Genomic DNA, 24,786 nt, shown 5'->3' with positions numbered 1-24,786 from the left:
TTGACTACCCCTTAAGTGATGCGCTCGCCACGGTGGCGGAATATTGGTTATTGGTGCTGGCCACTGCACTGACGGCGCTGTAACACACATACTCACATCCCACCCAGCCAGCGCGTAATTGCAGGACGGAATTGTTAATAACTTCAAATCGATAACGGCGGCAGGTGCGGCCATATTGCCGGATGATCTGCATCAGCAGGTCGGGATTACTGGCAACCTGGCCATCTGTCACCCGGACGCTTATCACATCCCAATCAATGCCCGGTTGGCGCTCCAGGATTTCCACATAGCCCACGCCCAGGCGTTCAAAAATGGCGATAAACCCGGCCACCGACCCCGCATCGCGGGCGTTGATAAAGGCGTACTGCACCCGCTTGCGGAATAGCTCCAGCGGCTCCCCGTTAAAGCGGGTAATATCGCGCTGGTACGCCAGCACCTGGAGCAGCGGCACCGCACAGGTGACCGCATCAAGCTGTTTCAACGGCCAGGTCAGCCAGCCATACACCCACAACCAGAAATTGCGGCAGGCGCGCAGCAGCTTGGCCGGCTCCCCTCGATTCATCCAGGACGGCAACCGCATCCCCGCCAGGCGTTCTTTAAAATCAGGCATCGGCTACCCCCAGTTTTAAGGTTTTCAATCGCGGCACGTTCAATTCGCTCACAATGTCCCCTTTGGAAAACGTGATGGATTCCAGCTCAGGGAAAGCCCGGTGTAACTCCCTGGCCAGGTTGGAAAACGAGAAGCGCGCATACGGCCAGGTTTTCTTTACGTCGTATTCGGCGTTTTGCCGGAACGCACAGCGGATCAGGGTTTCGCTGTCGCGCTTAAGCGTGGCCAGCGCGTCCGCCGTAAAGTTGGCCGTGTTTTCCAGATAGAGCGTCACGGTCAAATCGTGTTGGGTTTCCGGCATGGCAAAACACTGCATATCATCGCCGTGGCCGTGGTTCCCTTTGTTGGTGATGTAATCATTGACCGCGTTAATAAACGGCTGCGAGGCAATGCCTGAATCCAACAACAGATAGGCGTTTGCCGTTCCCGGCCCGCGCGGCGCATCGTGCTGAAAGAAAATGCGGTCAATACTCAGCCCGGCCACGCTGGCGATCATGCTGCGGTAAACCGCATCCGTGTGATAGTTGCCCGCCAGGTTGTATTGGTTGCGCGCCCTGTCCCGTAAATCGTCGTCGGATTCCTGGTCAGCACCGGGCACCGATAACCACCCTTCCTGGTTTTCCACTCGCACGATGCCTGGCACCGCCTGCGGTAAAATCCGGTAATACCCTGGGGCCAGGTTATGCGCGCCACCTGGCGCGCTCGCCTTCACCGGCACCAGTCCGCCGGCAGTGCCGGCGGCTAACGTGGTTTCCTTCACCACGGCCACACTGTACACATGGCCGTTCAGGCGTTCGGTTTGCACCACCGTGCCGGCGGGGATCGTGACCATCGCGCCGGCGTTCTCCTTGTCGAAACGAAAAAGCCCCTCCGCCGCCGTCGCCGGCTTGCGCTTCACGTTGACGCCCCAGGCGAACATTTCCAGCCAAGTGCCGCCGGCAGTGGCCAAATACATGTTGGCCATCACCACCGACACCAATACATCCTTTAACCACATCACCGGGGCGGTAATAATCGCCTGGATAAGTCGCCAGAACGGTGACATTTTTGAGGTGTTGGTAATTAACCCTTCTGCGGTCACCAATTCGTTAAATTTGGTATTAACCTCGCCCTGGGTAATTGGCATTCCACTTTCTGTTAAGGCTTTTTCATAATCAACTTGCGGTTTCGTCGTCATAATTAACGCTGGCCTCCACCTTGCCGAAATCATACGTTTCTGCCGTCACCCACAACCGCTTTAACGTTTCCTCGCTAATAACGACGGTGCCTGGAACAATTCGCTCATCATCTTCTAATAGCAATACGATTTGCATAATCACATCGGCGCGCAGTGTCGGGCTTCTTTCCGCCACTAATTGCGTCACTAACCCACTTTCTAAAATAGCGTGAACGCAATCTTGGCCTATGCTCACCCGGTTATGACATAACACCGGCTCCCGGCCTGTATTTAGCGAGAAATCGCCATTTTCTATTAGCAGGTCAATATAAAGGGGTTCATTCATTAACTTAATTCCTGCCATTCCATTAGCTGTTCAGGCGTCATGCCCTGCTTAACGTTAATATGGACGTTCTCAATATTTTTACGGTTATCCGTAACGGTTCGGCTGTTGTTATTAATTTCTTTATTAATCCCACCGGGGCCAATGCCTTTTAGCTTGCCGCCGCTCAGTAACCTATTCGGCGCGGGCGGAGGCGGTGCGCTTTTCTCGCCCTGTACCTGGGCCAGCACCTGCACCTGTTGCGGTGGAGGTTGCGGCACCTTGACCGCCGGCACAGCGGGTGCTGGCGTCGCTGCCGTTCCCTGCATTGCCCTGGGCACCACGATAGGATCGCTCACATCCTGGAGCAGGGTTTTCCGTGCGCTTCCTGCCGGCAACAGCGCGGGCGCTGGCTGTGGGACGGCAACCGGAGCCACCGTCGATGCCTGGGCCGCTGCCGGCAATACGCTGCGTCCATCCACCGTGGCCAGGCCGGTGGGCAATGCACCCGGATCAATCGTTGGCACCTTCACCGGCTGCGGGCCTGCCATGCCCTGGGGTTCCGTCACCGTCGGCACCACATCCACGGTCATCGGGTCAATATTGACGCCTGGCAGCATGTTTAATTTGTTGATGATCCAATTGTAGGTATCCGAAAACGCAGACCGGAACACGCCCCACAACTTGGTAAACACCCCCGTTACCACACTGCCAATCTTCATAAACGACGCGATAGGCGATGACGGATCAAACGCGGCCACCACGTCCAGCCAGCCTTGTTTTACGATGCCGAATGCATCAAACAAATGGCCCACGGTGGTAATCACCAGCTCAATCGGCGACAGCAGCAAACCTATTGCGCCGGCAACAATCTGCCCACACGCCTGGCCGGCACTGGTGACGCCTTGCAGCTCCGCCGCCGTGCTCTGGACAGGGGTTAGCAATCGGACAAACCAGTTAAACACCGTTTGAATCGCGCCCCACACTCCAGCCGCTGCCCGTTTCACCAGGTCAAACGCACCGGCAAAGGGAGACAACGCGCCGGCAGCCTCTTTAAAGCCCGCAATAAAACCGGACACAAACGCCTTAATCGGCCCCCAAAATGCCCACACCGCTGCCACCACGGCACCAATGGCGGCCACCAACAGCGCGATCGGCCAGCTCATCAGCAGGAACGACACCGCACCGGTACGGGCGGCAATCGAGGCAGACAACAGGCCAGCGCGCAGCATCACCAGCCCACGGTTAAACACCTTTGTGGCCGCGCAGCCGGCCAGCATAGCCAAGCGGTTTAAACCCAGCAGTTTGGCCACTGGCCCCAACACCTTTTTAAGGCCCAGCATCAAAAACATGTGAACGCCGATCGCCAGATTTGCTATCGCCCCCGCAGCCGCCAGGCTCAAAAATGCCAGCACCGCCAGGCCAATGGCCCGCGCCAGGTTGGGGAATAACTTCAACCAGCGCACCAGGGTTTGCCCCGCATCCGCCATTTTGTTAATCAGCGGATAGAGCACCGGCAGCAGCGTTAACCCCATTGCCGCCCGGATGGAATACCAGATAGCGGTAAGGCGTTCCCAAGGGTTAGTCATACGCTCCGCCATTTCCGTGGCGCGCTTCATCCCGTCACTGCTGCCCAGCTCGTTAATGTGGCGTTTCAGCAAATCAACATTGCCGTAAAGCTGCTTAATCAGTACCGACGAATCGCCAAAGGCATCGTCCAACGCGGCTTGGGCCTTGAGATTGCCCTCAATGCTGGCGCCGTAACGCGTTTGTAATTTCTCCAGCATTTCCGGCAAACTGACCATGCCGCCCGTGGCGTTAACAAAACTCATCCCCAGCTTTTTGGCCCCGTCCTGGGCCGTCTGATAAAACGACTCGTAAACACTGCTGGCTTCCGATCCCAATGTACGTTCCAGTTGCCCCATTACGGCAAACTGCTCATCGATACCCACACCGTAGTTAGCCCCCACGCCCCTGGCCCCTTCCATCAGGTCAGACATGGCTTGCATGTTGGTGCCAAAGGCTTTAACCATATAGGCCGTTTTACTGGCGACCTGCTCGGCAAACTCAACACGCCCGATTTTCTCGGCGTAGGTGCTGAATTTGTTGTACATGCTGCCCATGTACTCCGCCGCCTCGGTGCCGCTGGCCTTCGTGGCCGCCGCCAGGGTATTGGTCGCCACCACAAACGCCGGCAACTCCTGGTTGGTCAGCAATCCCACCTGGCTGCGGATCGCTTCGGTGGAGTTGATGAAATCCACCGACGATTTGCCGTATTTCGCGCTGAAAGCCAGCGCATCCCCGGCCACCTTCTGCAACGTGGTTTCATCAATGCCTTTCGTGGCCGCCGCGTTCAGGGCGTCGGTTATCTCAATCGCCGGGCCTAATGCACCCTTAATCGACAAGCCAACCCCCACCAACCCGGCCCCGCCCACGGCAATCTTGCCAAAGGCCGCTTGCGATTTTTCCGCAAAGCCGGTCACTGACGCCTGGGCCTGTTTTAGGGGCCGCGTCAGTTTGTCGATCAGGCTCAGGGTAAAATCTAGCTGTTTCATTATTCGCCTTTAAATGCCAAAGAAATGCCGTTTGCGGTGGCCACTCGCGTATTTTCCCAATGCCGGTTATCCAGCCAAATGGCGCGCGCTAAATTCTCGGTGCTATCATTTTCAGCCGGCAGGTAATAACGCCGCAGCGTTAATGCCTGTTCAATAAAGTTGTTATCGATAGCCCGCAGCCGGTTGGTTAGTTTTTTACTTCAATTTCCAGTTTCGGCGCATATTTCGCATTTACCGCTTCCGCGATTTGCAATGCTGCGCCCGGCAGTTTAAGCAGTTCGTCCAGTGCGGCTTTACTTTCTGCAACCACAACGCGGCGCAAATAGGTGACATGCGGCGCGACTTTATTATCCATCGCCATATCATTAATCAGGCTGTTATAGGCTGTAGTGTTTGGCTCAAAGGCCACATCTTTGCCTTGGATAGTCAAAATAACTTTGGTTTCTTCTTTGCTCATTGTTTTAATTCCTTACGCTGGTTAATTTCATCAACTAATTGGTTATGCCGTGCGGCGCACAGCGGATAAATATCTAAATATGTTAATAACGGCTCGCTAAGGTCTTTTCCGGTTACCCCGTTTACCCTGGGTAATTGTTCCGGACATTTAACGAGTAAACTTTCCTGAAATGGCACGTTCGGCTTTATCGGCGGCGTCGTTATACAGCCGGATAAATTCGTCAGACACGCACACGTTAGTAAATACCGGCTTAACCACTTCGGTGCGGATCTCTTTCGGTTGAGCATCACGCAACGCCTCTATTTTGTTTTCCAACTGCCTGGCGGAATGACTGGCCACCGCTTCCGACGCCTGGCGGGAGACTTCACCGGCCCGCTGGGCGGCCTGGTCAATGGCCAGCGCCAGGCTATCCCGGTGCCACTCGCTTGCCTGCCAACCGCCGGCAAAGCTGGCCACCAGGGCCAGCAGGCCCAACCATGCCCCCCTGGCCATCAGCGTACCCCGTTATGTTCCAGGCTAAAGTGGTTACCGTCCGGGCGACTTTTAAAGCGTCCACCCCAGGAACCGCCCAGGCTTTCCCAATACTCACCCAGCGGTAAATACGCCTCGGTTTGGGTCTGGTACTCGCCATTAATAAACAGGTTAAAATCCACCGCCAGGCGCTGCGTGTGCAGGCTGTTGGCGATGCCTGCGCCGATCTTGGCGTTGCGCGCGGCCTGCTCCGGTGTGCGGTAGGCTTCGCCGAACGTCAGCCGGTAGCCATGATCGCCTGCCCAGGTGATCAACTGGCCAATCCAGGCGGTAAATAACTGCTGTTTTTCACTTAACGTCATCTTTCATCTTCCCCGCTAATAAGCTGCTGCCCTTGCGCTTAAGCCACAACTCAACAACCTGGTGGCCAATAATGCCCAGGGCGGCCCCCAGTCCCACCACGCCAATGGTGGGCAAGCCTGGCACCCAAATCAGTGCCGCCCCCGCCACCATCGCCGTGCCCGTTCCCAGGATCACCCGGCCTATAAACAAGCGCGGGGTAATCGGCTCATCACTGCTTAACACCTTGCCAACAGCAATCAGCGCGCCCAATAACAACAGGCTCCAGAACGTTTTTTCATGCTCTTGCATCTGGCACCCTTACCCGATCAGGTTCTGCGTTAATTCAGATTCCAGGTAAGGAATACCGCCCAGGCGTACAAAGTCGGCGTCGGTCACCACAAACTTAATCTTGTGCGTCATGATGCTGCCGCCCTTCGGGTCAACATCCAAAATGTCACTCAGAATCAACTTGCAGCCGAATGCCTCGACTTTCAGCTCTTCCCCGCCGGCCTTGGCGTACCACATCAAATCAATCGGCGGGATACCGCGCCAACTGCCGGCGGCCCGCGCTTTGGCGGTAACCTGCGCCAGGGATTTGGTGCTTAACTCCATTTCCCCCTCGGCGGCTACGTCGCCAGCAACCCAACCATCGGGCACCCCCTGGGTTTGTGCTGCGGCGGTGTTGTCGGTAATGCTCAGGCTCACTTTTTCCGCATGGACTAAATCACCGTCCATATTGAAATCAACCGACTGGCCAGAAATCCTTTTGGTCATGCTGCGCCCTCCAGCGAGTTATCCAACATCAGGCTAACCGTGATGCCTTTCGGGCATTCATAGGTACGGATCACCAGATAAATTTCCACTTTGGTGGAGGTGCGCCAGGTAATCTGTACATCCCCATCCAGCGGCGCTTTGACTTCACCGGGGAACGTCACGCCGTTAATCTGCGTACTGCGCGCCATTTCCCGCAGCGTCCTGGCAAAATACTGCTGATGCGCCGCGATACTGGTCGGGGTGCTGTTCAATGACCGATCGGCAATCTTAGGAATCGCCAGCAGCCGCACACGCCGCGCCGCCTTATCCACTACCCGCAGGCTTTCCACCGCCTGGAAATCGCCGCCTTCCACATCCAGGGTGCGCCCGTCTGACCAATACAGGCCGTCGTAATCGGGATACCACATCGGCACACTAAAACGGTTTGCCTCCAACGCCTGGAGCGTCGCCAGCTCCAGCACTTCCCCGGAACCGTCCACCGGCGTGGCCGTGCTGCCCATTTCGACTAATGCCCCAGTGGCCACACGCGCCGGGCTATCGGCAATCGTCACGGCGCGGTTACACAAGCGGCCCGCCAACACGCCCGGTTCATTGCCCCACAGGCGCGGCACCAATTGGATCGCTGGCTCCGCAACGCCTTTTTGCAGGTCATTGATGCGGCCCACGTACTCCGCCCACACCTCCCCCTTTTGCAGCGCCTCCACCGACAGAATGAACCACTGCCAGCGGCCAAACTTGGCGATAATCTCCGCCCGCAGGCTTTGCGCCTGTTTCACCACATCGAGCGTAGCCGGCACCAGGTTAACGATGCCCTCAAAGCTCGCCACACGCTGCGCGGACAACACCGCCGCCGGCCAGTTCTTGGCGGCATCGGCTTCCGCCAGCACATGCACATAAGCAAACCAGTTTTGCCCCGCATTCAACATGGCGGCTTTGAGGTTGCTTTTAAGCACCGAATCCCCCGCCCCCAACAGCACATCCAGATCGGTTTGCGTATTCACCGGCACCGTTTTGCCAATGTTGGTTTTGCCGGCACCGACAAACAGCAATACGCGCTCAATGTCTTTGGTTTCGCCCTGGTGCCGGTTTACCTGGTTAACCTGAATAATTGGCCAACTCATAGTTTCCCCTTCATATCCTGCGCTTTCACATTCCAGCCAAACCCAATGGCCTGGAGTTGACGCGCTAACGCTTTGTTAAAATCCGCGTCACTCATGCCCAGGAACGGGCGGGACGGTAAATCCACCGTCCAGGCCGTTTTGGCCGCCTTGCCACTCAACTTGCGGATCAGCAAGCCGGCCTGCGCGAATGACATATTTCCTACAATTTCCTTGAGCGGTGGCTTACGCCAGCGCTTGCCGCGTTTCACCTGGTAACCCAACGCACGCAGCTTTTTAGCCTGGCGCAGTGTGGCTTGCCGCTCGGTGGTGCTTTTCTTGCCGGCCACCTGCTCCCGCTTAACGGAAACGTTCATGCCTGCCGATTGCGCCAACCCCACCACACCCGCCGGCACGTCTTTGTTGCCGTTGCGGTAACCGCCACCCTGGAGGTAAAGCCTCACGGCCTCCTGCTCTGGCATTTCGCGGATGTGCAGCAAATTGGGCATATTGCGCAGCATCTTTCCCCGTCGCCGGGTTTTACGCCCTTCCCAGGGGGTGCTATCCGGCTGTTGCTGATTACGCACATTGCGCTTAGCCGCAACAATTACGCCGTACTTGGCCATGCGCCATAACAGGCGCTGGCGCTTGGCCTTGGGTAACTCCAGCTTGGCCAGCTCTTTGCGCATTTCCCGCAATTGGGTGCGGCTCAGTTCGCCATTGATGATCACGGCGTTTTACCGATTGGCGCGCCGGTGCTGCCCACGCCATAAACATGCCCTTCCAACGCCCACCAGATTTCGGGGTCTGCCAACTGCCAGCGCTTCCCGTCAAAGGGGATTACCCCCTGTTTGTCCTGGATCAGCGTCAGCGGCTCCGCCATCTTGATAACCACCTCAACCAACGCGGTTTTATCGTCCGTGACCACGATCGCCATCTCCGGCATAGACTGTTCAAACCCCTGCTCAATCAACCCTTCATCGGCGTTCTCAATCAACCAGGCCAACAACAGCGCGCACAGGTTGCGCGGGTCAAATTGGCGGTAAGGGAAGCGCCCCCAGGACAACACCGCCTCATACTCCATCACCGCCAATTGATACTGGTTAAGCCCCATATCCCGCTGCGCATTGATAAAGCTCACTTCTTCCATGTCGCTGTTAAACTCCAGGTTGGCCACGCGCGGCGGCAAATTGGCCTGGATAAACGCGGTTAGCGTCTCTAACTTGCTCATACCAGCCGCGCCGATGAACGCCGCGCCCCCTTCATATTGCGCAGTACCGTGGCGGCTTCCGCCAACAGCCGGCTGCGGGTTTCCGGGTTTTCCTGGCCGGCGCTGGGTGCCCGGCTAAACTGCGTCGAATACTCCCCCAACAAATCCGCCTTTGCCCTGGCGAATACCGCTTTTTCGTACTGCGCGATCAGCGCGGTTTTGTCGCCAATCTTCACCCCTGGCACGGCGCTGGCCTGGGTATAACCTTTCGCCTGTAGCTGGCCCGCCAGCTTGGCCAGGTCGAGGTTAATTTCCGCTACGCTGGCCACCAGGGCCGCGCCCAGGGTGTCCGCGTCAATATCGGGCGGAATGCTGCGCCGCTCCTGGAAATCCGCCAGGCTCAAATCCGGCCAAAATCCGTTATTGGTTAACGTGGCGTCCTGGTAATCCGTGGCCTTGCCGTTAAACATCGTCGTTACTCCGAAAAAAAGCGGGCAGACCGGTTTCCATAGCACATCGCACCGTAGTGCCTTGCCTCCACCGCGCCCGCTTTGGCTTGCGGTAGTCTTTTATTCTTTTTCCAGCGCCCGCAGCCTGGCCGCAATTTTCTGCCGCTGCGTTTTGACGCCGGCCCCTTTGGGGTTAAATGCCTGCGCCTGGGCTAATAATTCATCCGCCTGGTTCAGCGTCGCCACGTCATTCACTGCGCTGGCCAGCGGCTGGCCGTTGTCATCGAGTAGCAGCATCAACCCGGCAAACTTGAACCACTTGGCGCTGATTTCCTCATGCAGCCGCCAGTTGTCCCGCACATTGGCAAAGGTGCGGGAAAAATACGGCTCCAGGCTATTGCCCCGGCTGGCCTCTTCCTCTGACCAGGCCAGCACCGTATCCGCCACAAACGCGGCAAAGCTGCGCTTTAGCCTGTCCGGTGTTTGCTGGCGCTGGGCGATCGCCAGGTCAGCCCAATCGAGTGCCTTGTCAAAATCCCCCACATCAAACAGCCAGATAACACACCAGGCAAAAATGGGATTGGCGTAAACGTCCCCCTCCGCCAAGTACGTTTCCACCGTTGGCAACCAACGCGGCAACAACTCATCGCGTTTCATGGCGATGCGGTCAGCGGTGCGCGGCAACTCCCGCAACCGGCGAATATCCCGCTCCATTGCCTGTACCTGGAGGTGCAGGCTGTCCCAACCGGCCAGCGCCTGCCGGTCTTCGAGTTTGCGCTCGGCCTGAATGCGGGCCGTGTGGCGCTGTGCGGGGGAAAGTGACATTGCGCTTTACTCCCCGGCAGATGGGTCTTTTGGCGCTTCCACCTTGCCGATGGTTACGGCGGACTCATCAAAGGCGGCATACATTTCCGGGTATTCCACGGCGTAACCTTCGTTGCGCAGATACTTGTTCTCGTACTGCTTACGATCATCAACAAACTCCGCCTTACGCTGGCGGGTGCCGCGCTGGGTGTAACAGTGCAGATTGCTAAGCGGCGTCACGATCATGCGTTTACCTGGCATGAACGGCGGTACAATCGCAGGACGGCCAGCCAAGGACGTGCCCAGCATTTGCGCCGCGATTTTCTCCGTTGGACGGTCTGCGGCCTGGTACAAGCGGTGCTGTTCAGCCGCCACCAGGTCAGCGCCCACCAACACGGTTAAACGTGGGTCGTTGCGGAACTGCGCCGGAATTTTGCTGTTGATCAGGTCAGATGCCATCGCATCCAGTGACACATAGTCACCGCCTGCCCCCAGGGTCACTGCATCGGTGATGATCTGGTTGTCGTCATAGGCGCGCACAAATTCCTGCCAACCAATATTGACGTCCTCGCCGTTCGGGTTCTCTTCCGGGTTAGTGCTTTTCGCAATGGATTTACCGTTAAAGCCGATCCGCAACATATCCAGGGCAAAGGATTGGTTGGTAAATTCCTGCATGCGCTGGAAAAACTCGTTCTCATCGCCGGCGTTCGCCCAAACGGACAACATGGCCCAGGTCAGCGCCGCGCCGGAATCAGTTTCCGATAGCTTGTATTCCAGACCGTCTACACCGGTTTTGCGGATAAAACGTCCGCCTTCTTTACGCCCGGTAAAGATGCCCGGATTACCCACGTTCACCACCTGGCCGGTCAGTTGGTCAACATCGGCGCAGGTAATCATGGACAGGAAATCCACAGACTCCAGCAACGCGGAGCGCAATGCCGTCTCTTTTGGATCGGTCAGTGAAAAATAATGCTTCGTGCTTTCCTGACCATATTCTTTTGCCAGGCCCGCGCTGTATTTTCTCAATAACTCACGCGCACGTTGATTTAGAAACATAGATACCCCTCACCCCTTGGGTGAATTAATTGTTACCCTGGTGAATTACAGGAATGTAAACGGCTTGCGGCCATCACCCTTTGGGTTTTTATTTGGCAAAGTGGTAATGCGGCTATCCAGCTTGCTGAAGTTTTTCACGATACCGGTGATGTTATCGCGCAGGGTTTTAAATTCCTGGGTGTCCACCACTTCTTTTACGGTTTCCACATCTTCCTGTACTTCTTCCACGGCAGTGGCCGTTTCTTCGGTTTTACCTTCCAATGCGGCAAGGCGCGATTCAAAGGCCGCAAGGGCTTCCGCCAGTGCCTGCAATTTATCGCCATCCGCTGGAGTTTCCGGCTGCTGTTGTTCCTCTTCAATGGAAAACATGCTGCGCCAGCCTTTCTTTTTATTGCCTGACATTATTTTGTCCTCGTTAATTTCTTTGACTTCATCAAAAGCCAGCGGCTTTAATGCGCCATAACGTTTATTTTTATTGCGCTTACTAAAACGCATCCGTTCGGTGTAAACGCTAGCCGGTTCATCAGTAACGCCCAGCCCTTCCAGGTAACTTTTACCTGTACCTCGAAAATTGCCATCGGTTGTAAATTCAGCGGAGCAAAAGATTAACTGCCCGTCCACGTTGGCCTGCATCAATGAGAGGTTTGGGCAAAGCTTGGCATACAGCCGCATCACCCCATCATCCCCCTCCTGACACATCAACTCTAAAACCCGCCCCCGGTTACCGTAATTACGGGAGTGCTCCGGCCATAACAGCGCCGTGTATAAATTAGGGTCGTAAAGTTCGGCGGCGTCCGTGATCCATTTTCTTTTAATATCACGCCCGTCTACTGTCTTACCTTCTGCGCAAACACAAATCCAATTCGTCATTAACTGCGAATCTGACATAAAGCCCACTTTCTCTTTCGTGTTTGTTTCGACAGGTGCAGTATCGCCAATTAATTCACACCCCGCACGGCCTTAATATCTTATATATTCGGATAAGCGCTATTAACCGAATAGAGCCGTTTTATATTCAACGTTAACCGAAAATAAAGCCTGCATAATTGGCACATGGCTAAATATTCAGACGAACTTATTGGCGTTGCGCGTTCACTCTATTTAAGACATTGGACGCCGAAAGAAATCGCCACCGAACTTAATCTGCCCAACCGGCGGATTGTTTACTATTGGGCAGATAAATGGAGCTGGGCGGATATGCTCAGCCATGAAAGTATTGAGGAGACAATTAATCGCCGTATTCAGGTATTAACCCACCGCGACGGCAAAACAGACCTGGAGCAAAAAGAACTCGATAACCTGATCGCACACCATTGCAAACTGCGTATTCAGCAAGCCAAACATGCGGAAAAACTTGCTGCCGTCGTTTCCCAGGGAAATGGTGAATATTCCGCTGCCGGCGACAGTGACCAGGACGGGGGCAAGAAAAAGCGCAAATACCGCAAAAATGATATTTCCGCGTTAACGCAGGAAGATTTTGACGCGTTCGCCGATGAGCACCTTTTCGGCTACCAAAAACACCTGCGCCTGAATATCACCCAGCAAATTCGCAACATCCTGAAAAGTCGGCAGATTGGTGCAACCTGGTATTTTGCGTTTGAAGCACTCGAAAACGCCGTAATGACCGGCGATCCGCAAATCTTCCTATCAGCATCACGGCCACAGGCGGAGGTGTTCCGCTCGTACATCGTCAACATCGCGGAGCAGTATTTTGGCGTAACACTGACCGGTAACCCCATCCGCTTAAGCAACGGCGCGGAGCTGCGCTTTCTTTCCACCAACTCCAACACGGCGCAATCCTACAGCGGCCACCTGTACGTTGATGAATATTTTTGGATACAGAACTTTGCGCGGCTTAATGAGGTGGCCAGCGCAATGGCCACGCATGACCGGTGGCGCACAACTTACTTTTCCACGCCCAGCAGTAAAACGCACCAGGCTTACCCGTTCTGGACGGGGGAAGAATGGAAACGCGGCGATGCCAAGCGCAAAAGGGTGGAGTTTCCGTCGTTCAAAGAACTGCGCGACGGCGGGCGGCTGTGCCCGGATGAACAATGGCGCTACATCATTACGATGGAGGATGCGATCGCCGGCGGGTTCAATCTGGCCAGCATCGACAAACTGCGCAACAAGTACAACCGCGACACATTCAGCATGCTCTATATGTGCGTGTTTGTGGACAGTGGAGACAGCGTTTTCCGCTTCAACGAGCTGGAACGCTGCGGCGTTGAGGTGTCGCTCTGGCAAGACCATGACCCTACCGCCTCACGCCCATTCGGTAATCGTGAAGTGTGGGCCGGCTTCGACCCGGCGCGCAGCGGCGACACCTCCACCTTTGTGATTATCGCGCCGCCGCTCTATGACGGTGAACGCTTCCGCGTCCTGGCCACGTTCTATTGGCAGGGGATGAACTGGAAACACCAGGCCAACCAGATTAAGGCACTGTTTGAACGCTACAACATGACGCACATCGGGATCGACATTACCGGCATCGGCAGCGGCGTGTATGAAATGGTGCAGGGCTTTGCCATGCGCCAGGCCGTGGCCATCCACTACGGCCTGGAAAGCAAAACGCGCTTGGTGCTGAAAATGGTGGATGTGGTGGAAAGCCAGCGCATCGAATGGGACAACGAACAAAAAGAAATCCCGGCCAGCTTCCTGGCCATCCGGCGCACCAGTACCGCCAAAGGCAACAGCATGACCTTTGTTGCGGATCGCACCCAGGAAACAGGCCACGCAGACGTATTTTTTGCTATCGCCCACGCCGTGGATAACGAGCCGCTCAATTTTGAGAACCAACGCAAATCAACATGGAAAACGAGAAAGGCCGCATGAAAAAGAATAAACAACGCCAGCGCCGTGCAGCGGCAAACCACCAACGCGCCGCCGCTACAGGCCCGGCGCGCAAAATGAGCATTGCCACCCTGGGCAAACCGGAACCGGTACTCACCACCGGCACCGATTACCGGGAAATCTGGTATGACAACGACTTTGACCACTACACGCTGCCGATTGACCGCCTGGCGCTGGCGCAGTTGGTTAACCTCAACGGCCAGCACGGCGGCGTGCTGTACGCCCGGCATAACATGGTGGCGGCGGATTACCAGGGCGGCGGTTTGACACACCAGGAACTGAAAGGCGGGGTATTCGACTATTTTACCTTTGGTGATCTGGCCATTGCGAAAGTGCGTAACGGTTGGGGCGACGTCTGCGCCCTGGCCCCGCTGCCCTCACTCTATACCCGCCGCCGCAAGGATGATTCCCTGGTTGTTCTGCAGAACGGTGAACCTCTGGTGTTTGCACCGGAGGATGTGATTTTTTTGAAGCAGTACGACCCGCAGCAACAGGTTTATGGGCTGCCGGACTACATCGGCGGTATTCACTCCGCGTTGCTCAACAGTGAAGCCACCATCTTTCGCCGCCGCTACTACCACAACGGCGCGCACACGGGCGGCATCATCTACACCAATGACCCCAATTTGAGCACAGAGGTAGAAGATGAAATTGTACAAAGCCTGGAACAAAGCAAGGGGATCGGCAATTTCAGCACCTTGTTTGTGAATATCCCCAAAGGTGACCCGGAGGGCATTAAATTCATCCCGATCGGCGACATCAGCGCAAAGGATGAATTTGCCAACGTGAAAAACATCAGTGCCCAGGATATTCTGGCGGCGCACCGTTTCCCGGCTGGCCTGGCGGGTATTATTCCAGGAAATACGGCAGGCCTGGGCGACCCGGAAAAAGCCCGTGAAACCTACCGCAAGGATGAGGTGATCCCCGTTCAACGCATGGTGGCCGATGCCGTCAACAGCGATCCCGATGTGCCAGCGCACCTACACCTGAAATTCAACGATGAAACGTCACAATCGGGTGCGTTATGAGCCGAAAAACGTTAAAATTCCAGAAGTTTGCCACTTTTGGAGCCAGAAACATGCGCGTGATGAAAGTCTTATGCACGGAATGCGGCGCTAACGCGATTATCAGAAAAACGGCCCGTAAACACCGGCAGATTTCAGATCTCTATTGCGCCTGTAGTGACGTGGAGTGTGGCCATACCTTTGTAATGAATGTGACCTTTTCGCATACCCTTAGCCCTAGCGCCAAAACCGGGGATAAGCTGCTAAAAACCGTTGTTGAAAGCATGAACCCCCAACAACGGCAAATGATGCTCGATTTATTGCAGGGCGCTGCCTCCGCTGCCTGAGTTAACGCCTCCGTCCTGGGGGCGTTTTTGTAACTGCCGGTCAACGTCTGCGGCTAAAGTGGTAGTCATCTCAGAAATCCATGATAAAGCCAACTCCCGATCGTCACTGCTGCAACGTCCGTTAGCGACTAAGCGCGCAACTAACTCAATGCGCTGTATAGCCAGTGATTCAAAGAAAAAATCCGTCACGGCTCCTCCTTTTTTATTCTATGTTTAGCAAATTGATACTGTATATCCGTACAGTATACATATTATTTAGCAAAATGAATAATTAAGACCTCATCCATTCCAGCCTGGCCATAGCTCACACGCCGGATTGCCGCCCATTTCCTCCAGACGTCCATTGCGCATTTTTAACACTCGATCGCCGTATATCCGCAGGGCGCTGCCCCTGGCCAATATGTCTATTTCAAACTGATCACCGACAAAACCACGCCGCTGTAACTCCCTCGATAATCGTCGCCAATCCTCTGGCGTACAGTTATTGACAGAACTCCAAGGGGCGGCGGTGCCGCCAGGTAAACCGGCCTCCGCTGCGCTTTCGGCCAACTTCGGAACAATCGTCCATTTAACCAACCGCGTACAAACTGCTGATGCATCGCCCAGACCTGGGGAATAGATACCGGTGATCCGTTGCACATCCTCGGCGTACACGTTGCCCCGCTCGGTGATTTCATACGCCAGGCGCACAACCAGATCCGCGCGCGACACCAGCGGGCCGCCCTGGGCCTGGGTGTAAGCAGCCCAATCACCGGCAACGTCCGCCGCGGCTAACACGGCATCCATCTGCGGATTTTCCAATTGCTGGCCACGCAAGCGGCGCAACTCGCGCCAAACGGTAACCGGCGCGCCGCCAATCTGCTGAAATTGACGGATACGCCAACGGCTGGCCCAGGCGCTCACCGCTTTGGCCATATCTTTCATATTCTCGCCAGTTTCGTCGTCTGCCTCGCCGTCCAAGGCGTAACCGTCGATATTTTTGGAAATGTACTTAGCGATATAGCCCGTTGCGCTGCCCTTCTCCGGGTCGATGGGTTCAACATGGAAACGCGCTTTCAGCGCCTTGGCGGTTTGCAGTTCCTGCGACTCTTCCTGTCGGGCGTGATAGCAAAGAATATCGCGCACCTGGTCAACATGTTGCGGCAGCATAAATAACAGCATGTGCCAATGCGGGGTGGCATCGTGGTGCGGCTCTACCACGCGGAAACCAAACACGTGAATGCCGGCGCGCGCGATCGCCGCGCGGGCTTTCGCCCAAACACCGCACAGGTATTTTTGCGTTTGCCGTGGGCTTGCGCCGTTCCACTGCGACACGAAACCGCCACCGCTATGCACTGCGTGATATTTTGAGGGGGCCGTTATGGTGTAAAACTCCCCCACACATCCCATCTCAGCGGCCAAATCTTCAAAACCGCGCATCCTTACCATAAGTTCACACCTCCGAATTGCAGGATTGGCATTGCTGCCGTTTACCATGTCGGCCAGCGACACCCGATCGCCGTCCTCGTTTTCCAGCTCAAACGCTTTGAAAAATTCGCGGTTACGTTTCTTCTGTTCTATCCACTCGCCCAGGGTTGAACGGCTGACGTAGGCCGATGCCGCTTTTTGTACCTGGCCCACAGCAATGGCCAGGTGTTCACGCATCAAATCACGGCGGCGTTTCAACCGCGCGCGCCACCACTCCGGGGCCATCATGCGTAACAAGCCGGACTCCATTTGCGCCACGCGGACGCCACTGGTAGTTGCTTTCTTCCAGTAAGGCGGCTCGGTGCCAACTTCCAAACACAAGCCGGCTAATTTGCGGTATGCGGCTGCGGTACGCTTTCGCATTTCTTTGGCATCGGTAGCCTGGCCAGTAAATTGGCGGTCGATATAGTCGGTGAAGCTAGCCGCCAGAAAATCGGCCACGCGGTGCGCCAGGTTGCGCAGCTCATCGCGGCCAAGGGTAGGCAGACGGGCCAGATCGTCATTGAAGGGGAAAGGCACAACACCCGCCGTATGCAAGCGGGTTTCGTATTGCTGGGTAACTTGCTGTAGACGCGGCAATATATTTTCGCCCACCGTAGTGCGCAAAAATGCATTGGCGCGGCGGCGGCCGCTTTTACTCTTTTTGAAAAGCTGTTCATACCGGCGGCCAAAGTAGCCCGCCAGGTAATCGGGCATTTCGCCTAGATAATGGCTACGCCACTGGTGATCGGTTTTGTCCAGGTGCCACAATTGGCGCTCGGTAATGCTTATATCATCCGGCGCGCCAGGTACGAATTGCTCACGCTGCCAACGGGTGGCAGCGTGGTAATCACCGTTTCTTTCCTGCTGTTGGTGCAGATTCACTCTCTTCCTTAATCGTAGTTTTGATTTTCAGGGCGCTGCGCCGCTGCTTTGTCAGCCGCGCGCCACATCCACACCCAGACGGCACAAAATCCGCCGTTCAGCAGTACCCAGGACATGCCAAACCCTCGTTTTTCCATTTCTCGGCGTCTTGGCACAGCAGCTCCACGATCTCCACGGCGGATAACTCTTGGTTGGCCATCGCGGTGGCCATACGGTCTAAGTGGCCGGAAAACTTCACGGCGGCATCCGCCTGGGCCTCACGGCGCGCCAGGTCGAGAGCATGTTTAAGGGAGGTGCGGGCGGCTCGGTTGCTTATGGCTTGGCCGATAGTTGGCATGGTGTTTTCTCCTATTTGGGCAAAAAGAATCCCCCAGCTACCAGGTGGAAGCCGTGGGGATTTTGGTCAATTGGGGGTTAGTGAATGCGGTTAGATTGCACTTTTGCAGCGACGGCAATGTTAGGTGCCGGCAGGCCGTGCAACTCAAACGTTGCTCGCCACCACTGGAGGATCAGCGCGATAATGCTGCTCTGTCCCAACATACCGGCCACAAAGAAAATGGCGCGAATTGATGCCAGCGTTTCAGCCTGCTCTTTGCTGCTCTCAGCTTCGCGGTAAGCCCGGCACCAAAATGCCGTATTGGCCGCAAACCACTGGTGTGGGTTGGTCAAATGCATTGAGTCATTAAAAACAAATGGCTCCAATGCAATCTGGCCGTTGGCCTCATGACACTTTCCCAGGAAAAAGCGGGCATAATTTGGCGCTACGCCCCAGGTGACAAAATCAGCCAATAGCCCATGCTTCTCAACTGTGATGGTTTTCATCTTTACCGTTCCTCAGCCTGGTTTTGCAGGCAAGTTTGTTGCTCTATGATTCTGAGAATGTGCGGCGCTGCCACCATCTCCACTTGCTTATCAATAGGGTGACGCGGGCTAATCTTTCGGTACGTCCCCTTTCGTTGAAAATCCGACTCACGCAAAGAACCAAACCCGCCGAACACGTTTCGGGCCTTCCGAATGCCGGCACGAATTTGCATGATTGCTTGCGGAGTTAAACGGTCAAACAGCTCGCGCCAAAGGCAGTTACACAAGCTGGCTTTTAACTCTTCCTTTCCTTCCAACGCAGCAGCATGGATCACTACGCCGCGCCATTCCGGTGTTAAGGCGTTCCAAAAATCTGCGGCCTCTGAATGCTCGGGGCAAACCTGGGCACGAATTCTGGCTAACCAGTAATCGTTATCCGCCATCGTTACCCCCTAATCCCCATCAAACGGAACCACCAAGGGCGGCGCTTGGCCTGTTTACCTGGTGCAACGGCCCCCCCTAAAAACACCACTCGGCTGGCGCTTGGCTGCCAGCGCTGGCCGTTCGGCAGTTCAATCCAACCGTGGCCAAAGTCGGCCAACTGCGGAGCCGGTGATTGTCGTTTCAGGTATTGCGCAAAAGCTTTCATGTTGTTACCTCAGCTCATGCCAAACGCAGGCGCGCAGGTGTTGAACACGTCAACAGCAGCGGCCAGCACTGGCGTAGATTGGAAACGCGCTTCTACCGATACAACGATCAGCGACAGATCACGGATTGCCTGATTGGCACGGTCGAGAATGGCGTTTTTACGGAATTGCGTCATAGGCGCAGTGGATGCGGTTTCGCCGGCGATAGCGCCGATCGCCGCCGTGGCGCTTAACGTATGCATGGGTAAGCTGTTGGGCTTAGCCTCGTTGGTTGGCACTGCCGGCAAACAATTAAGCTGCGCCAACAGACCATCAAGGATTGCTGCGTCGTCGGTGATTGCAGTGAGCGTAACCAGTTGGGAAAGTGTCAGCTCGTGCGGTTGCTCCGGGTTAAGTTTATTTCGGAGCACCTGCGGCGATACATTAAGCATCGGTGCAAGCTCAGCTATATTGTGTGTTTGTGCAAACCGACGGCATGCGCTGCTAAGGCATGAGTGTTTAGACGTTTGGTAATCAAACATAGCGGTTTCCCTCCCCCTATAGCAAAATCGAACTATGCAGCGGCAATGTCACAATTTGAGAGAGCGTCAACAGTCAACTGCGCGATGTTGATCATAACTTTTTCGCGCTTTTTGTCTTTACGCAGACGGTGACGGGGTAAACGCCCATCAGCCAACATGTCATTGATAGTATCCTCAGCTAAACCAGTGAGTTCGCTGTAGCGCTCAATCGTGACGTGAGGTGTGATCAGAGTGATTGAAATGTTAGGTCGCATGGTGCAACATTCCTTATTAATTGGCTTGTGGCGAGCCGTAGTTAGTAGTGATTACTTGTGGGTAAACGTTTCGTTTACGCGTCGTAACCTTACGATCGCGAAACGTTTACGTCAACGAATTTTGTAAACGTTCCGGGATTTTCATGAATTTAGATCTAGACAAAGGTGGACGTGCGGCGATTGAACGAATGATCGACGCATATGGGTGCGGTACTAAAACAGCACTAGCAGAGCTTTTGGGCATTTCTAAAGGAACGTTATCAAATCGTTATCTAAGAGATACTTTCCCTGCTGACTATGTGATTCAGTGTGCTCTTGAAACTGGAGCTTCCTTAAATTGGTTAACAACTGGTTTAGGTAAGATGTTTACAGACATTAATAGTGACTTACTGACTATTGAAAAGAAAAAAATAATTGACGGGAAATTATTTGACGCCAACTATTTAATTTTAGACAAAACCAACATCCCAACTAACTTTAAATCGTTAATGGCCATTATTGATAAAGATGTAACGTACATTGTTGAAAAAGAATATGACTCTGTTGACGATGGCAAGTGGTTGATAAAAATTGACGAAATCATAAGTATCAGAGATATAACTAGAACGCCTGGAAACAAGGTAAGAATTGGAGGTGCAAATTCAATTTTTGATGCGTCGATTAACGAGGTCGATTTTGTAGCAAAAATTATTCAAGTGACTGTTAATATTATTTAGAACTGAGGTGTATATGAGCACATGGAAAGAGTCGTTTGATAGTAGGGCTGACCTAAAAGATTTTGGTGATAATGGTTTGGCTCTTTTTGCACTAGCATTAAGATTCGGCATTGATGATTTAGATACTGTAGCCGCAGAAGCAATTACCGACGGACATGATGATAAAAAATGTGATTTAGTTTATGTAAATCCAGAAGAAGAATATGCCGTCATCGCACAGTGTTATTTCTCAAGCAAGAATAAACAAGAGGCACCAGCTAATAAAGCGAGTGATCTTAATATCGCATTGGCTTGGCTGTTACAAAGAGATATAGTTGACGTTCCTGATAGAATTCGCTCAGCGGCACAAGAAATAAGAGGATACATACGTAACAACGAAATAAAAACAATTTATGTCTGGTATGTTCATAATCTACCCCAATCTAAGAATGTCGAAAATGAATTAGTAACAGTACAACAGACGGCAAAAACAATTCTTACAAATGATTTCTTAAAAGATAAAATCCAAGTTGTTGCCTCTGAAATTGGAGATGAGTGTTTAACTGATTGGTATAACGAATCATTATCCCCAATACTCGTTGATGAGACGTTCACTCTTGATGTTGATGGTGGGTACGAAGTTTCAGGAAATGGTTGGCACTCTCTATGTACATTAATCCCTGCAAAATTTTTGTACAGAGTTTATAAAAAGCATAAAATAAAACTATTTTCAGCAAACATTAGGGACTACTTAGGCTCTAGATCCTCTGACTCTAATATTAACAATGGAATAAGAAAAACAGCAGAAACAAATCCTAAAGATTTCTGGGTTTATAACAATGGTGTCACAGCACTAGTGCATTCATTTAAATATGAAAAAGAAAAAAATAAGCTAGAGATTCGTGGGTTATCCATCGTAAATGGAGCACAAACTACTGGTGCTATTGGTTCACTGAGCCGCACACCTTCTGATGAAGCTAAAGTTCAAATACGTTTTGTTTCTGCTAACGAAGGGGATAACGACCTAATACAAAATATCATTCAGTATAATAACAGTCAAAATAAAGTAGAGGCTTCTGATTTTCGCAGTACAGATAAAATACAGAAGAGGTTAAAAGAAGAGTTTCGACAATTAGCAAATGTTGAATATGATGGTGGCCGAAGGGGAGGATTTGAAAGTGTTATAAAAAGAAGAGCTAACCTCCTACCCTCATATACAGTAGGCCAAGCATTAATGAGCTTTCATGGGGATCCAATATCAGCATACAACCAGCGTTCAGGTATTTGGATTAATGATAAACTGTACTCTAAAATATTCAACGAAAACACTCACGCATCACATATAATTTGTGTTTACTCATTGATGCGAGCAGTAGAAAACAAGAAAAAGTCATTAATAAATAAAGTAAACTTACAACAACAAGAGAGTTTACAGCTAGAATACTTTAGAAAGAGAGGCTCTATCCCGCTATTCTGTTCAGCTATATCCTATTGCCTAGAAACTTTCCTATCAAAGAAAGTGCCTAACCTTTTCAGAGTTTCATTTGGTGATAAAACAAGCCCCGCCGAAGCTGAAATTATTTGGTCAAAGATTATAGATGTTGTCTTACCATTCTGTACGCATCTACAACCTGTTTTAGAGGATGGTGGATTAAAAAATGCGACGAAGGTTAATCAAGTCCTTACTACATTCAGCCAGTTAGTTCTTGCAACCTCAGCCATGAATACTCCTATCTATACTGAGTTTTCTACTAAAATTCACCCGACATGATAATCCATGTTTAATTTGAACATAACACACATTGACCACTGTTTATACATACAGTTTAATGTAACCAAAATCGTAGGAGGGTTACAATGGCTGTACGAAAACAATCATCCGGTAAGTGGTTATGTGAGTGCTACCCTGCTGGCCGTGAAGGCCGCAGGGTACGCAAGCAGTTCGCAACCAAAGGTGAAGCCTTAGCATTTGAGCGCTTTACCATGGAGCAGGTAGATAACAAGCCGTGGTTAGGCGACGCAGTGGATCGCCGTAAGCTGAGTGCGGTTGCCAAACTTTGGTACAGCCTCCATGGTCAATCCCTCACGGCTGGCGAACGCACCTACAAAAAACTATGCCTTGTGATTGAAGCCCTAGGCGATCCCCCTGCTACCACCTTCACCGCAAAAGACTTCGCGCATTACCGCGACAAGCGTTTGTCCGGCGAAATCTTCTTTTCCGAGAAGTGGAAGAACGGCGCAGAACCTGTCACCGTCAATCTTGAACAAAGCTACCTAAGCGGTATGTTCAGCGAGCTGGCCCGGTTAGGCGAATGGAACCAGCCCAATCCGTTGGAGAACATGCGCAAGTTCACAGTAGCAGAGAAAGAAATGGCGTGGCTGACCCATGCGCAAATCTCAGAGCTGTTAGCAGCCTGCAGCAAAGGCGATTCTAACTTACCTCTTGTGGTCGAGGTGTGTCTCAGTACAGGTGCACGTTGGCGAGAAGCGGAAAACCTAGCCCGCTCACAGATAACGCCTTATAAAATCACCTTCATCCGCACCAAAGGCAAAAAGAACCGCAGCGTTCCGATCAGCAAAGCATTGTATAAAAAGTTGGAAACTCTGGGTGATGATCGATTGTTCAGCGAGTGCTATTTCCGCTTTATGGCTGCGCTTGAGAGTACCAGTATTCAGCTACCCAAGGGCCAACTTACCCATGTGTTACGCCATACCTTTGCGGCGCACTTTATGATGTCTGGCGGCAATATTCTGGTGTTGCAACGCATCCTCGGCCACCATGATATTAAGATGACAATGCGCTATGCTCACCTTGCGCCGGAGCACCTCGAAACCGCCCTGCAGTTCAACCCGCTAGCGACTATGCCAAGTGGCGACAAAGTGGCGGCATAGGTTGGCAATCCCCGTATTTCCTCACCCCACACCGTCTTAACAACGTATTGTAAAAACAATAAGTTATTGATTTTATTGTTGCTGTGAGGAAATCGGGTTTTTTATTGCCTGAATAAACTCCGCAGGAGCTAAATCACAGGGTTTGCGAGTAGCCAACCCATTTAGACATGTCCTGATGGGAGATATTTCCACCGCACACCACAATCCCGATGACGGCTTCAGCGGGAAGTTTGGGAGCAATGGCTATAGCCGCAGGTATCAACGTCCCGGACGCCAGTTCAACCCATTGTTTTGCCTCTTCGCCAAAGGCCACCATTCCCTCTATCGCGGCCTTATCCGATACCACAACCACTTCCTCGATATAAGCTTGAGCATGGGCCAGCATCACTTTATCAATGACAGGCACACCGAGAGTAGAAATAATTGAAGTGACCTCAATGTTCACCGGCTTGCCGGCGCGCAATGCCTGGTGCATCGAACTTGCCCCAGAGGTTTCAACCCCCCAAATTCTAATCTCTGGCTTTATGGCTTTTAGCGCGGTTGCCACACCGGCCAGCATACCGCCACCTCCCACCGCAACCAGCACGTCGGTAAGCTCCGGGCAGTCGGCAATGAACTCAAGCGCCAGGGTTCCGTGCCCTTCGGCGATCAGCGAGTCGTTGCAATCATCAATGACTACGTATCCCTGGTCAGCCAAAATCTTAGCCCGCTCAAACGCAGCGTGAACGTCAGACTCCACGATAACAGTGCTGCCCAGTTCACCCACCCGGTCGATGGCGGTTGCCGGAGCACTTTTCGGCATAATAATAGTGACATCAGCCCCAAAGATCTTCGCCGCCTCGGCTATCGCAATGCCAAAATTACCGCCACTCACCGCCACAAACCGCTTATCTTTAACATCGCCCGCCAGGCTCAAAAACTTGTTAAGCACGCCCCGTGCTTTAAAAGAACCACCAAGCTGCGTGTTTTCAAGTTTCAGAAAAACCGGTCTCTGTAATTTTTCGGTCAGTTTCGGCCCTGGAATAGTGGCGGTACGAATAACTTTACCGTTGAGCCGTTCTGCTGCTTCGGTAATGGCGCTAAATTCAATTAATTTTGTCATTTTTCCCAGTCAGGTAGGTTTAGTCACTATAGGTAT

The 24,786-nt window shown here is 53.2% G+C and carries 31 protein-coding genes; 6 read left to right on the top strand and 25 right to left on the bottom strand.

Annotated features, from left to right (window positions below):
- Nucleotides 1-4: 4 nt before the first annotated feature.
- From QOT07_RS08480 to QOT07_RS08400, 17 genes are all read right to left on the bottom strand, one after another.
- Nucleotides 5-610, bottom strand: coding sequence for a phage tail protein (locus QOT07_RS08480; RefSeq protein WP_283602915.1), 606 nt, complete (start codon nt 608-610; stop codon nt 5-7).
- Nucleotides 603-1,787, bottom strand: a complete 1,185-nt coding sequence (locus QOT07_RS08475) for a baseplate J/gp47 family protein (protein WP_283602914.1) — start codon at nt 1,785-1,787, stop codon at nt 603-605. Before QOT07_RS08475 ends, QOT07_RS08480 begins: the two co-directional genes overlap by 8 nt.
- Nucleotides 1,765-2,112 (bottom strand): DUF2590 family protein, encoded by a 348-nt coding sequence (locus tag QOT07_RS08470; protein ID WP_283602913.1) that lies wholly within the window; start codon nt 2,110-2,112, stop codon nt 1,765-1,767. Before QOT07_RS08470 ends, QOT07_RS08475 begins: the two co-directional genes overlap by 23 nt.
- Nucleotides 2,112-4,643, bottom strand: a complete 2,532-nt coding sequence (locus QOT07_RS08465; protein WP_283602912.1) for a phage tail tape measure protein — start codon at nt 4,641-4,643, stop codon at nt 2,112-2,114. Before QOT07_RS08465 ends, QOT07_RS08470 begins: the two co-directional genes overlap by 1 nt.
- Entirely contained in the window at nt 4,643-4,780 is a 138-nt protein-coding gene (locus tag QOT07_RS25895) for a DUF6890 family protein (protein ID WP_390900020.1), read from the bottom strand. Before QOT07_RS25895 ends, QOT07_RS08465 begins: the two co-directional genes overlap by 1 nt.
- Nucleotides 4,781-4,830: 50 nt before the next feature.
- Nucleotides 4,831-5,100 (bottom strand): putative phage tail assembly chaperone, encoded by a 270-nt coding sequence (locus QOT07_RS08460; RefSeq protein ID WP_049232574.1) that lies wholly within the window; start codon nt 5,098-5,100, stop codon nt 4,831-4,833.
- A 147-nt stretch (nt 5,101-5,247) separates the two neighbouring features.
- Nucleotides 5,248-5,592, bottom strand: coding sequence for a hypothetical protein (locus QOT07_RS08450; RefSeq protein ID WP_207979533.1), 345 nt, complete (start codon nt 5,590-5,592; stop codon nt 5,248-5,250).
- On the bottom strand, nt 5,592-5,933 hold the full coding sequence (locus QOT07_RS08445; RefSeq protein ID WP_283602911.1) for a M15 family metallopeptidase: 342 nt from the start codon (nt 5,931-5,933) through the stop codon (nt 5,592-5,594). The genes QOT07_RS08450 and QOT07_RS08445 overlap by 1 nt, the downstream gene beginning before the upstream one ends.
- Nucleotides 5,920-6,222, bottom strand: a complete 303-nt coding sequence (locus tag QOT07_RS08440; RefSeq protein ID WP_116689923.1) for a phage holin family protein — start codon at nt 6,220-6,222, stop codon at nt 5,920-5,922. Before QOT07_RS08440 ends, QOT07_RS08445 begins: the two co-directional genes overlap by 14 nt.
- Nucleotides 6,223-6,231: 9 nt before the next feature.
- Nucleotides 6,232-6,687: a DUF2597 family protein gene (locus QOT07_RS08435; RefSeq protein WP_049232568.1), complete on the bottom strand. Its 456-nt coding sequence runs from the start codon at nt 6,685-6,687 to the stop codon at nt 6,232-6,234.
- The gene (locus QOT07_RS08430; RefSeq protein ID WP_049232566.1) at nt 6,684-7,808 is read right to left on the bottom strand and encodes a DUF2586 domain-containing protein; all 1,125 of its coding nucleotides are present in this window, start codon (nt 7,806-7,808) and stop codon (nt 6,684-6,686) included. Before QOT07_RS08430 ends, QOT07_RS08435 begins: the two co-directional genes overlap by 4 nt.
- Entirely contained in the window at nt 7,805-8,515 is a 711-nt protein-coding gene (locus QOT07_RS08425) for a hypothetical protein (protein WP_283602910.1), read from the bottom strand. Before QOT07_RS08425 ends, QOT07_RS08430 begins: the two co-directional genes overlap by 4 nt.
- Nucleotides 8,512-9,015, bottom strand: a complete 504-nt coding sequence (locus tag QOT07_RS08420) for a phage tail protein (RefSeq protein ID WP_283602909.1) — start codon at nt 9,013-9,015, stop codon at nt 8,512-8,514. The genes QOT07_RS08425 and QOT07_RS08420 overlap by 4 nt, the downstream gene beginning before the upstream one ends.
- Entirely contained in the window at nt 9,012-9,464 is a 453-nt protein-coding gene (locus tag QOT07_RS08415; protein ID WP_060432290.1) for a head completion/stabilization protein, read from the bottom strand. Before QOT07_RS08415 ends, QOT07_RS08420 begins: the two co-directional genes overlap by 4 nt.
- A 99-nt stretch (nt 9,465-9,563) precedes the next feature.
- Nucleotides 9,564-10,268, bottom strand: coding sequence for a phage terminase small subunit (gpM, locus tag QOT07_RS08410; protein WP_283602908.1), 705 nt, complete (start codon nt 10,266-10,268; stop codon nt 9,564-9,566).
- Nucleotides 10,269-10,274: 6 nt separating this feature from the next.
- Nucleotides 10,275-11,303, bottom strand: a complete 1,029-nt coding sequence (locus QOT07_RS08405; protein ID WP_283602907.1) for a phage major capsid protein, P2 family — start codon at nt 11,301-11,303, stop codon at nt 10,275-10,277.
- 45 nt (nt 11,304-11,348) lie between these two features.
- Nucleotides 11,349-12,191, bottom strand: a complete 843-nt coding sequence (locus QOT07_RS08400; RefSeq protein ID WP_283602906.1) for a GPO family capsid scaffolding protein — start codon at nt 12,189-12,191, stop codon at nt 11,349-11,351.
- A gap of 165 nt (nt 12,192-12,356) precedes the next feature.
- Between QOT07_RS08400 and QOT07_RS08395 the strand changes: the two genes are divergently transcribed.
- Genes QOT07_RS08395 through QOT07_RS08385 form a run of 3 tightly spaced genes read left to right on the top strand, consistent with a single transcriptional unit; the run spans nt 12,357 to nt 15,507 of the window.
- The gene (locus QOT07_RS08395; RefSeq protein ID WP_060432286.1) at nt 12,357-14,138 is read left to right on the top strand and encodes a terminase large subunit domain-containing protein; all 1,782 of its coding nucleotides are present in this window, start codon (nt 12,357-12,359) and stop codon (nt 14,136-14,138) included.
- A complete protein-coding gene (locus tag QOT07_RS08390; protein ID WP_049301771.1) occupies nt 14,135-15,184 on the top strand; it encodes a phage portal protein in 1,050 nt (349 codons plus the stop codon). The genes QOT07_RS08395 and QOT07_RS08390 overlap by 4 nt, the downstream gene beginning before the upstream one ends.
- Entirely contained in the window at nt 15,181-15,507 is a 327-nt protein-coding gene (locus QOT07_RS08385) for an Ogr/Delta-like zinc finger protein (protein ID WP_049232552.1), read from the top strand. Before QOT07_RS08390 ends, QOT07_RS08385 begins: the two co-directional genes overlap by 4 nt.
- A 279-nt stretch (nt 15,508-15,786) precedes the next feature.
- Here QOT07_RS08385 and QOT07_RS08380 read toward each other — a convergent pair whose 3' ends face one another.
- The 7 genes from QOT07_RS08380 to QOT07_RS08350 all read right to left on the bottom strand — a co-directional run bounded on the left by QOT07_RS08380 (nt 15,787) and on the right by QOT07_RS08350 (nt 20,061).
- Nucleotides 15,787-17,838: a replication endonuclease gene (locus QOT07_RS08380; protein ID WP_283602905.1), complete on the bottom strand. Its 2,052-nt coding sequence runs from the start codon at nt 17,836-17,838 to the stop codon at nt 15,787-15,789.
- A 97-nt stretch (nt 17,839-17,935) separates the two neighbouring features.
- A complete protein-coding gene (locus QOT07_RS08375) occupies nt 17,936-18,175 on the bottom strand; it encodes a DUF2732 family protein (protein WP_283602904.1) in 240 nt (79 codons plus the stop codon).
- A gap of 77 nt (nt 18,176-18,252) precedes the next feature.
- The gene (locus tag QOT07_RS08370; RefSeq protein WP_273867302.1) at nt 18,253-18,660 is read right to left on the bottom strand and encodes a hypothetical protein; all 408 of its coding nucleotides are present in this window, start codon (nt 18,658-18,660) and stop codon (nt 18,253-18,255) included.
- A gap of 2 nt (nt 18,661-18,662) precedes the next feature.
- The gene (locus QOT07_RS08365) at nt 18,663-19,082 is read right to left on the bottom strand and encodes a hypothetical protein (protein ID WP_273867301.1); all 420 of its coding nucleotides are present in this window, start codon (nt 19,080-19,082) and stop codon (nt 18,663-18,665) included.
- 2 nt (nt 19,083-19,084) lie between these two features.
- On the bottom strand, nt 19,085-19,288 hold the full coding sequence (locus QOT07_RS08360) for a phage filamentation protein Fil family protein (RefSeq protein ID WP_283602903.1): 204 nt from the start codon (nt 19,286-19,288) through the stop codon (nt 19,085-19,087).
- Nucleotides 19,289-19,297: 9 nt separating this feature from the next.
- A complete protein-coding gene (locus QOT07_RS08355) occupies nt 19,298-19,807 on the bottom strand; it encodes a phage regulatory CII family protein (protein ID WP_283602902.1) in 510 nt (169 codons plus the stop codon).
- 32 nt (nt 19,808-19,839) lie between these two features.
- Entirely contained in the window at nt 19,840-20,061 is a 222-nt protein-coding gene (locus QOT07_RS08350) for a hypothetical protein (RefSeq protein WP_004965108.1), read from the bottom strand.
- A gap of 143 nt (nt 20,062-20,204) precedes the next feature.
- Here QOT07_RS08350 and QOT07_RS08345 point away from each other — a divergent pair, with 143 nt between their 5' ends.
- The 3 genes from QOT07_RS08345 (at nt 20,205) to QOT07_RS08335 (ending at nt 23,648) form a co-directional block, all read left to right on the top strand.
- Nucleotides 20,205-20,777 (top strand): phage repressor protein CI, encoded by a 573-nt coding sequence (locus tag QOT07_RS08345; protein ID WP_283602901.1) that lies wholly within the window; start codon nt 20,205-20,207, stop codon nt 20,775-20,777.
- Between the two features lie 13 nt (nt 20,778-20,790).
- Nucleotides 20,791-22,527, top strand: coding sequence for an AIPR family protein (locus QOT07_RS08340; RefSeq protein ID WP_283602900.1), 1,737 nt, complete (start codon nt 20,791-20,793; stop codon nt 22,525-22,527).
- An 86-nt stretch (nt 22,528-22,613) separates the two neighbouring features.
- Nucleotides 22,614-23,648, top strand: coding sequence for a phage integrase (locus QOT07_RS08335; protein ID WP_283602899.1), 1,035 nt, complete (start codon nt 22,614-22,616; stop codon nt 23,646-23,648).
- A gap of 133 nt (nt 23,649-23,781) precedes the next feature.
- On the opposite strand, the gene QOT07_RS08330 is transcribed toward QOT07_RS08335, so the two are convergent.
- A complete protein-coding gene (locus tag QOT07_RS08330) occupies nt 23,782-24,750 on the bottom strand; it encodes a threonine ammonia-lyase (protein WP_283602898.1) in 969 nt (322 codons plus the stop codon).
- Nucleotides 24,751-24,786: the final 36 nt, after the last annotated feature.

It is taken from the genome of Serratia proteamaculans (assembly GCF_949794035.1).
Taxonomy (GTDB): domain Bacteria; phylum Pseudomonadota; class Gammaproteobacteria; order Enterobacterales; family Enterobacteriaceae; genus Serratia; species Serratia proteamaculans.
This window is presented reverse-complemented; position numbering and strand designations above follow the sequence as displayed.

Bases quoted from the DNA above. Each gene is read 5' to 3' on its own strand.
- QOT07_RS08480 (WP_283602915.1), bottom strand. From the start codon at position 610: ATGCCTGATTTTAAAGAACGCCTGGCGGGGATGCGGTTGCCGTCCTGG.
- QOT07_RS08475 (WP_283602914.1), bottom strand. From the start codon at position 1,787: ATGACGACGAAACCGCAAGTTGATTATGAAAAAGCCTTAACAGAAAGT.
- QOT07_RS08470 (WP_283602913.1), bottom strand. From the start codon at position 2,112: ATGAATGAACCCCTTTATATTGACCTGCTAATAGAAAATGGCGATTTC.
- QOT07_RS08465 (WP_283602912.1), bottom strand. From the start codon at position 4,643: ATGAAACAGCTAGATTTTACCCTGAGCCTGATCGACAAACTGACGCGG.
- QOT07_RS08460 (WP_049232574.1), bottom strand. From the start codon at position 5,100: ATGAGCAAAGAAGAAACCAAAGTTATTTTGACTATCCAAGGCAAAGAT.
- QOT07_RS08450 (WP_207979533.1), bottom strand. From the start codon at position 5,592: ATGGCCAGGGGGGCATGGTTGGGCCTGCTGGCCCTGGTGGCCAGCTTT.
- QOT07_RS08445 (WP_283602911.1), bottom strand. From the start codon at position 5,933: ATGACGTTAAGTGAAAAACAGCAGTTATTTACCGCCTGGATTGGCCAG.
- QOT07_RS08440 (WP_116689923.1), bottom strand. From the start codon at position 6,222: ATGCAAGAGCATGAAAAAACGTTCTGGAGCCTGTTGTTATTGGGCGCG.
- QOT07_RS08435 (WP_049232568.1), bottom strand. From the start codon at position 6,687: ATGACCAAAAGGATTTCTGGCCAGTCGGTTGATTTCAATATGGACGGT.
- QOT07_RS08430 (WP_049232566.1), bottom strand. From the start codon at position 7,808: ATGAGTTGGCCAATTATTCAGGTTAACCAGGTAAACCGGCACCAGGGC.
- QOT07_RS08420 (WP_283602909.1), bottom strand. From the start codon at position 9,015: ATGAGCAAGTTAGAGACGCTAACCGCGTTTATCCAGGCCAATTTGCCG.
- QOT07_RS08415 (WP_060432290.1), bottom strand. From the start codon at position 9,464: ATGTTTAACGGCAAGGCCACGGATTACCAGGACGCCACGTTAACCAAT.
- gpM (WP_283602908.1), bottom strand. From the start codon at position 10,268: ATGTCACTTTCCCCCGCACAGCGCCACACGGCCCGCATTCAGGCCGAG.
- QOT07_RS08405 (WP_283602907.1), bottom strand. From the start codon at position 11,303: ATGTTTCTAAATCAACGTGCGCGTGAGTTATTGAGAAAATACAGCGCG.
- QOT07_RS08400 (WP_283602906.1), bottom strand. From the start codon at position 12,191: ATGTCAGATTCGCAGTTAATGACGAATTGGATTTGTGTTTGCGCAGAA.
- QOT07_RS08395 (WP_060432286.1), top strand. From the start codon at position 12,357: ATGGCTAAATATTCAGACGAACTTATTGGCGTTGCGCGTTCACTCTAT.
- QOT07_RS08390 (WP_049301771.1), top strand. From the start codon at position 14,135: ATGAAAAAGAATAAACAACGCCAGCGCCGTGCAGCGGCAAACCACCAA.
- QOT07_RS08385 (WP_049232552.1), top strand. From the start codon at position 15,181: ATGAGCCGAAAAACGTTAAAATTCCAGAAGTTTGCCACTTTTGGAGCC.
- QOT07_RS08375 (WP_283602904.1), bottom strand. From the start codon at position 18,175: ATGCCAACTATCGGCCAAGCCATAAGCAACCGAGCCGCCCGCACCTCC.
- QOT07_RS08370 (WP_273867302.1), bottom strand. From the start codon at position 18,660: ATGAAAACCATCACAGTTGAGAAGCATGGGCTATTGGCTGATTTTGTC.
- QOT07_RS08365 (WP_273867301.1), bottom strand. From the start codon at position 19,082: ATGGCGGATAACGATTACTGGTTAGCCAGAATTCGTGCCCAGGTTTGC.
- QOT07_RS08360 (WP_283602903.1), bottom strand. From the start codon at position 19,288: ATGAAAGCTTTTGCGCAATACCTGAAACGACAATCACCGGCTCCGCAG.
- QOT07_RS08355 (WP_283602902.1), bottom strand. From the start codon at position 19,807: ATGTTTGATTACCAAACGTCTAAACACTCATGCCTTAGCAGCGCATGC.
- QOT07_RS08350 (WP_004965108.1), bottom strand. From the start codon at position 20,061: ATGCGACCTAACATTTCAATCACTCTGATCACACCTCACGTCACGATT.
- QOT07_RS08345 (WP_283602901.1), top strand. From the start codon at position 20,205: ATGAATTTAGATCTAGACAAAGGTGGACGTGCGGCGATTGAACGAATG.
- QOT07_RS08340 (WP_283602900.1), top strand. From the start codon at position 20,791: ATGAGCACATGGAAAGAGTCGTTTGATAGTAGGGCTGACCTAAAAGAT.
- QOT07_RS08335 (WP_283602899.1), top strand. From the start codon at position 22,614: ATGGCTGTACGAAAACAATCATCCGGTAAGTGGTTATGTGAGTGCTAC.
- QOT07_RS08330 (WP_283602898.1), bottom strand. From the start codon at position 24,750: ATGACAAAATTAATTGAATTTAGCGCCATTACCGAAGCAGCAGAACGG.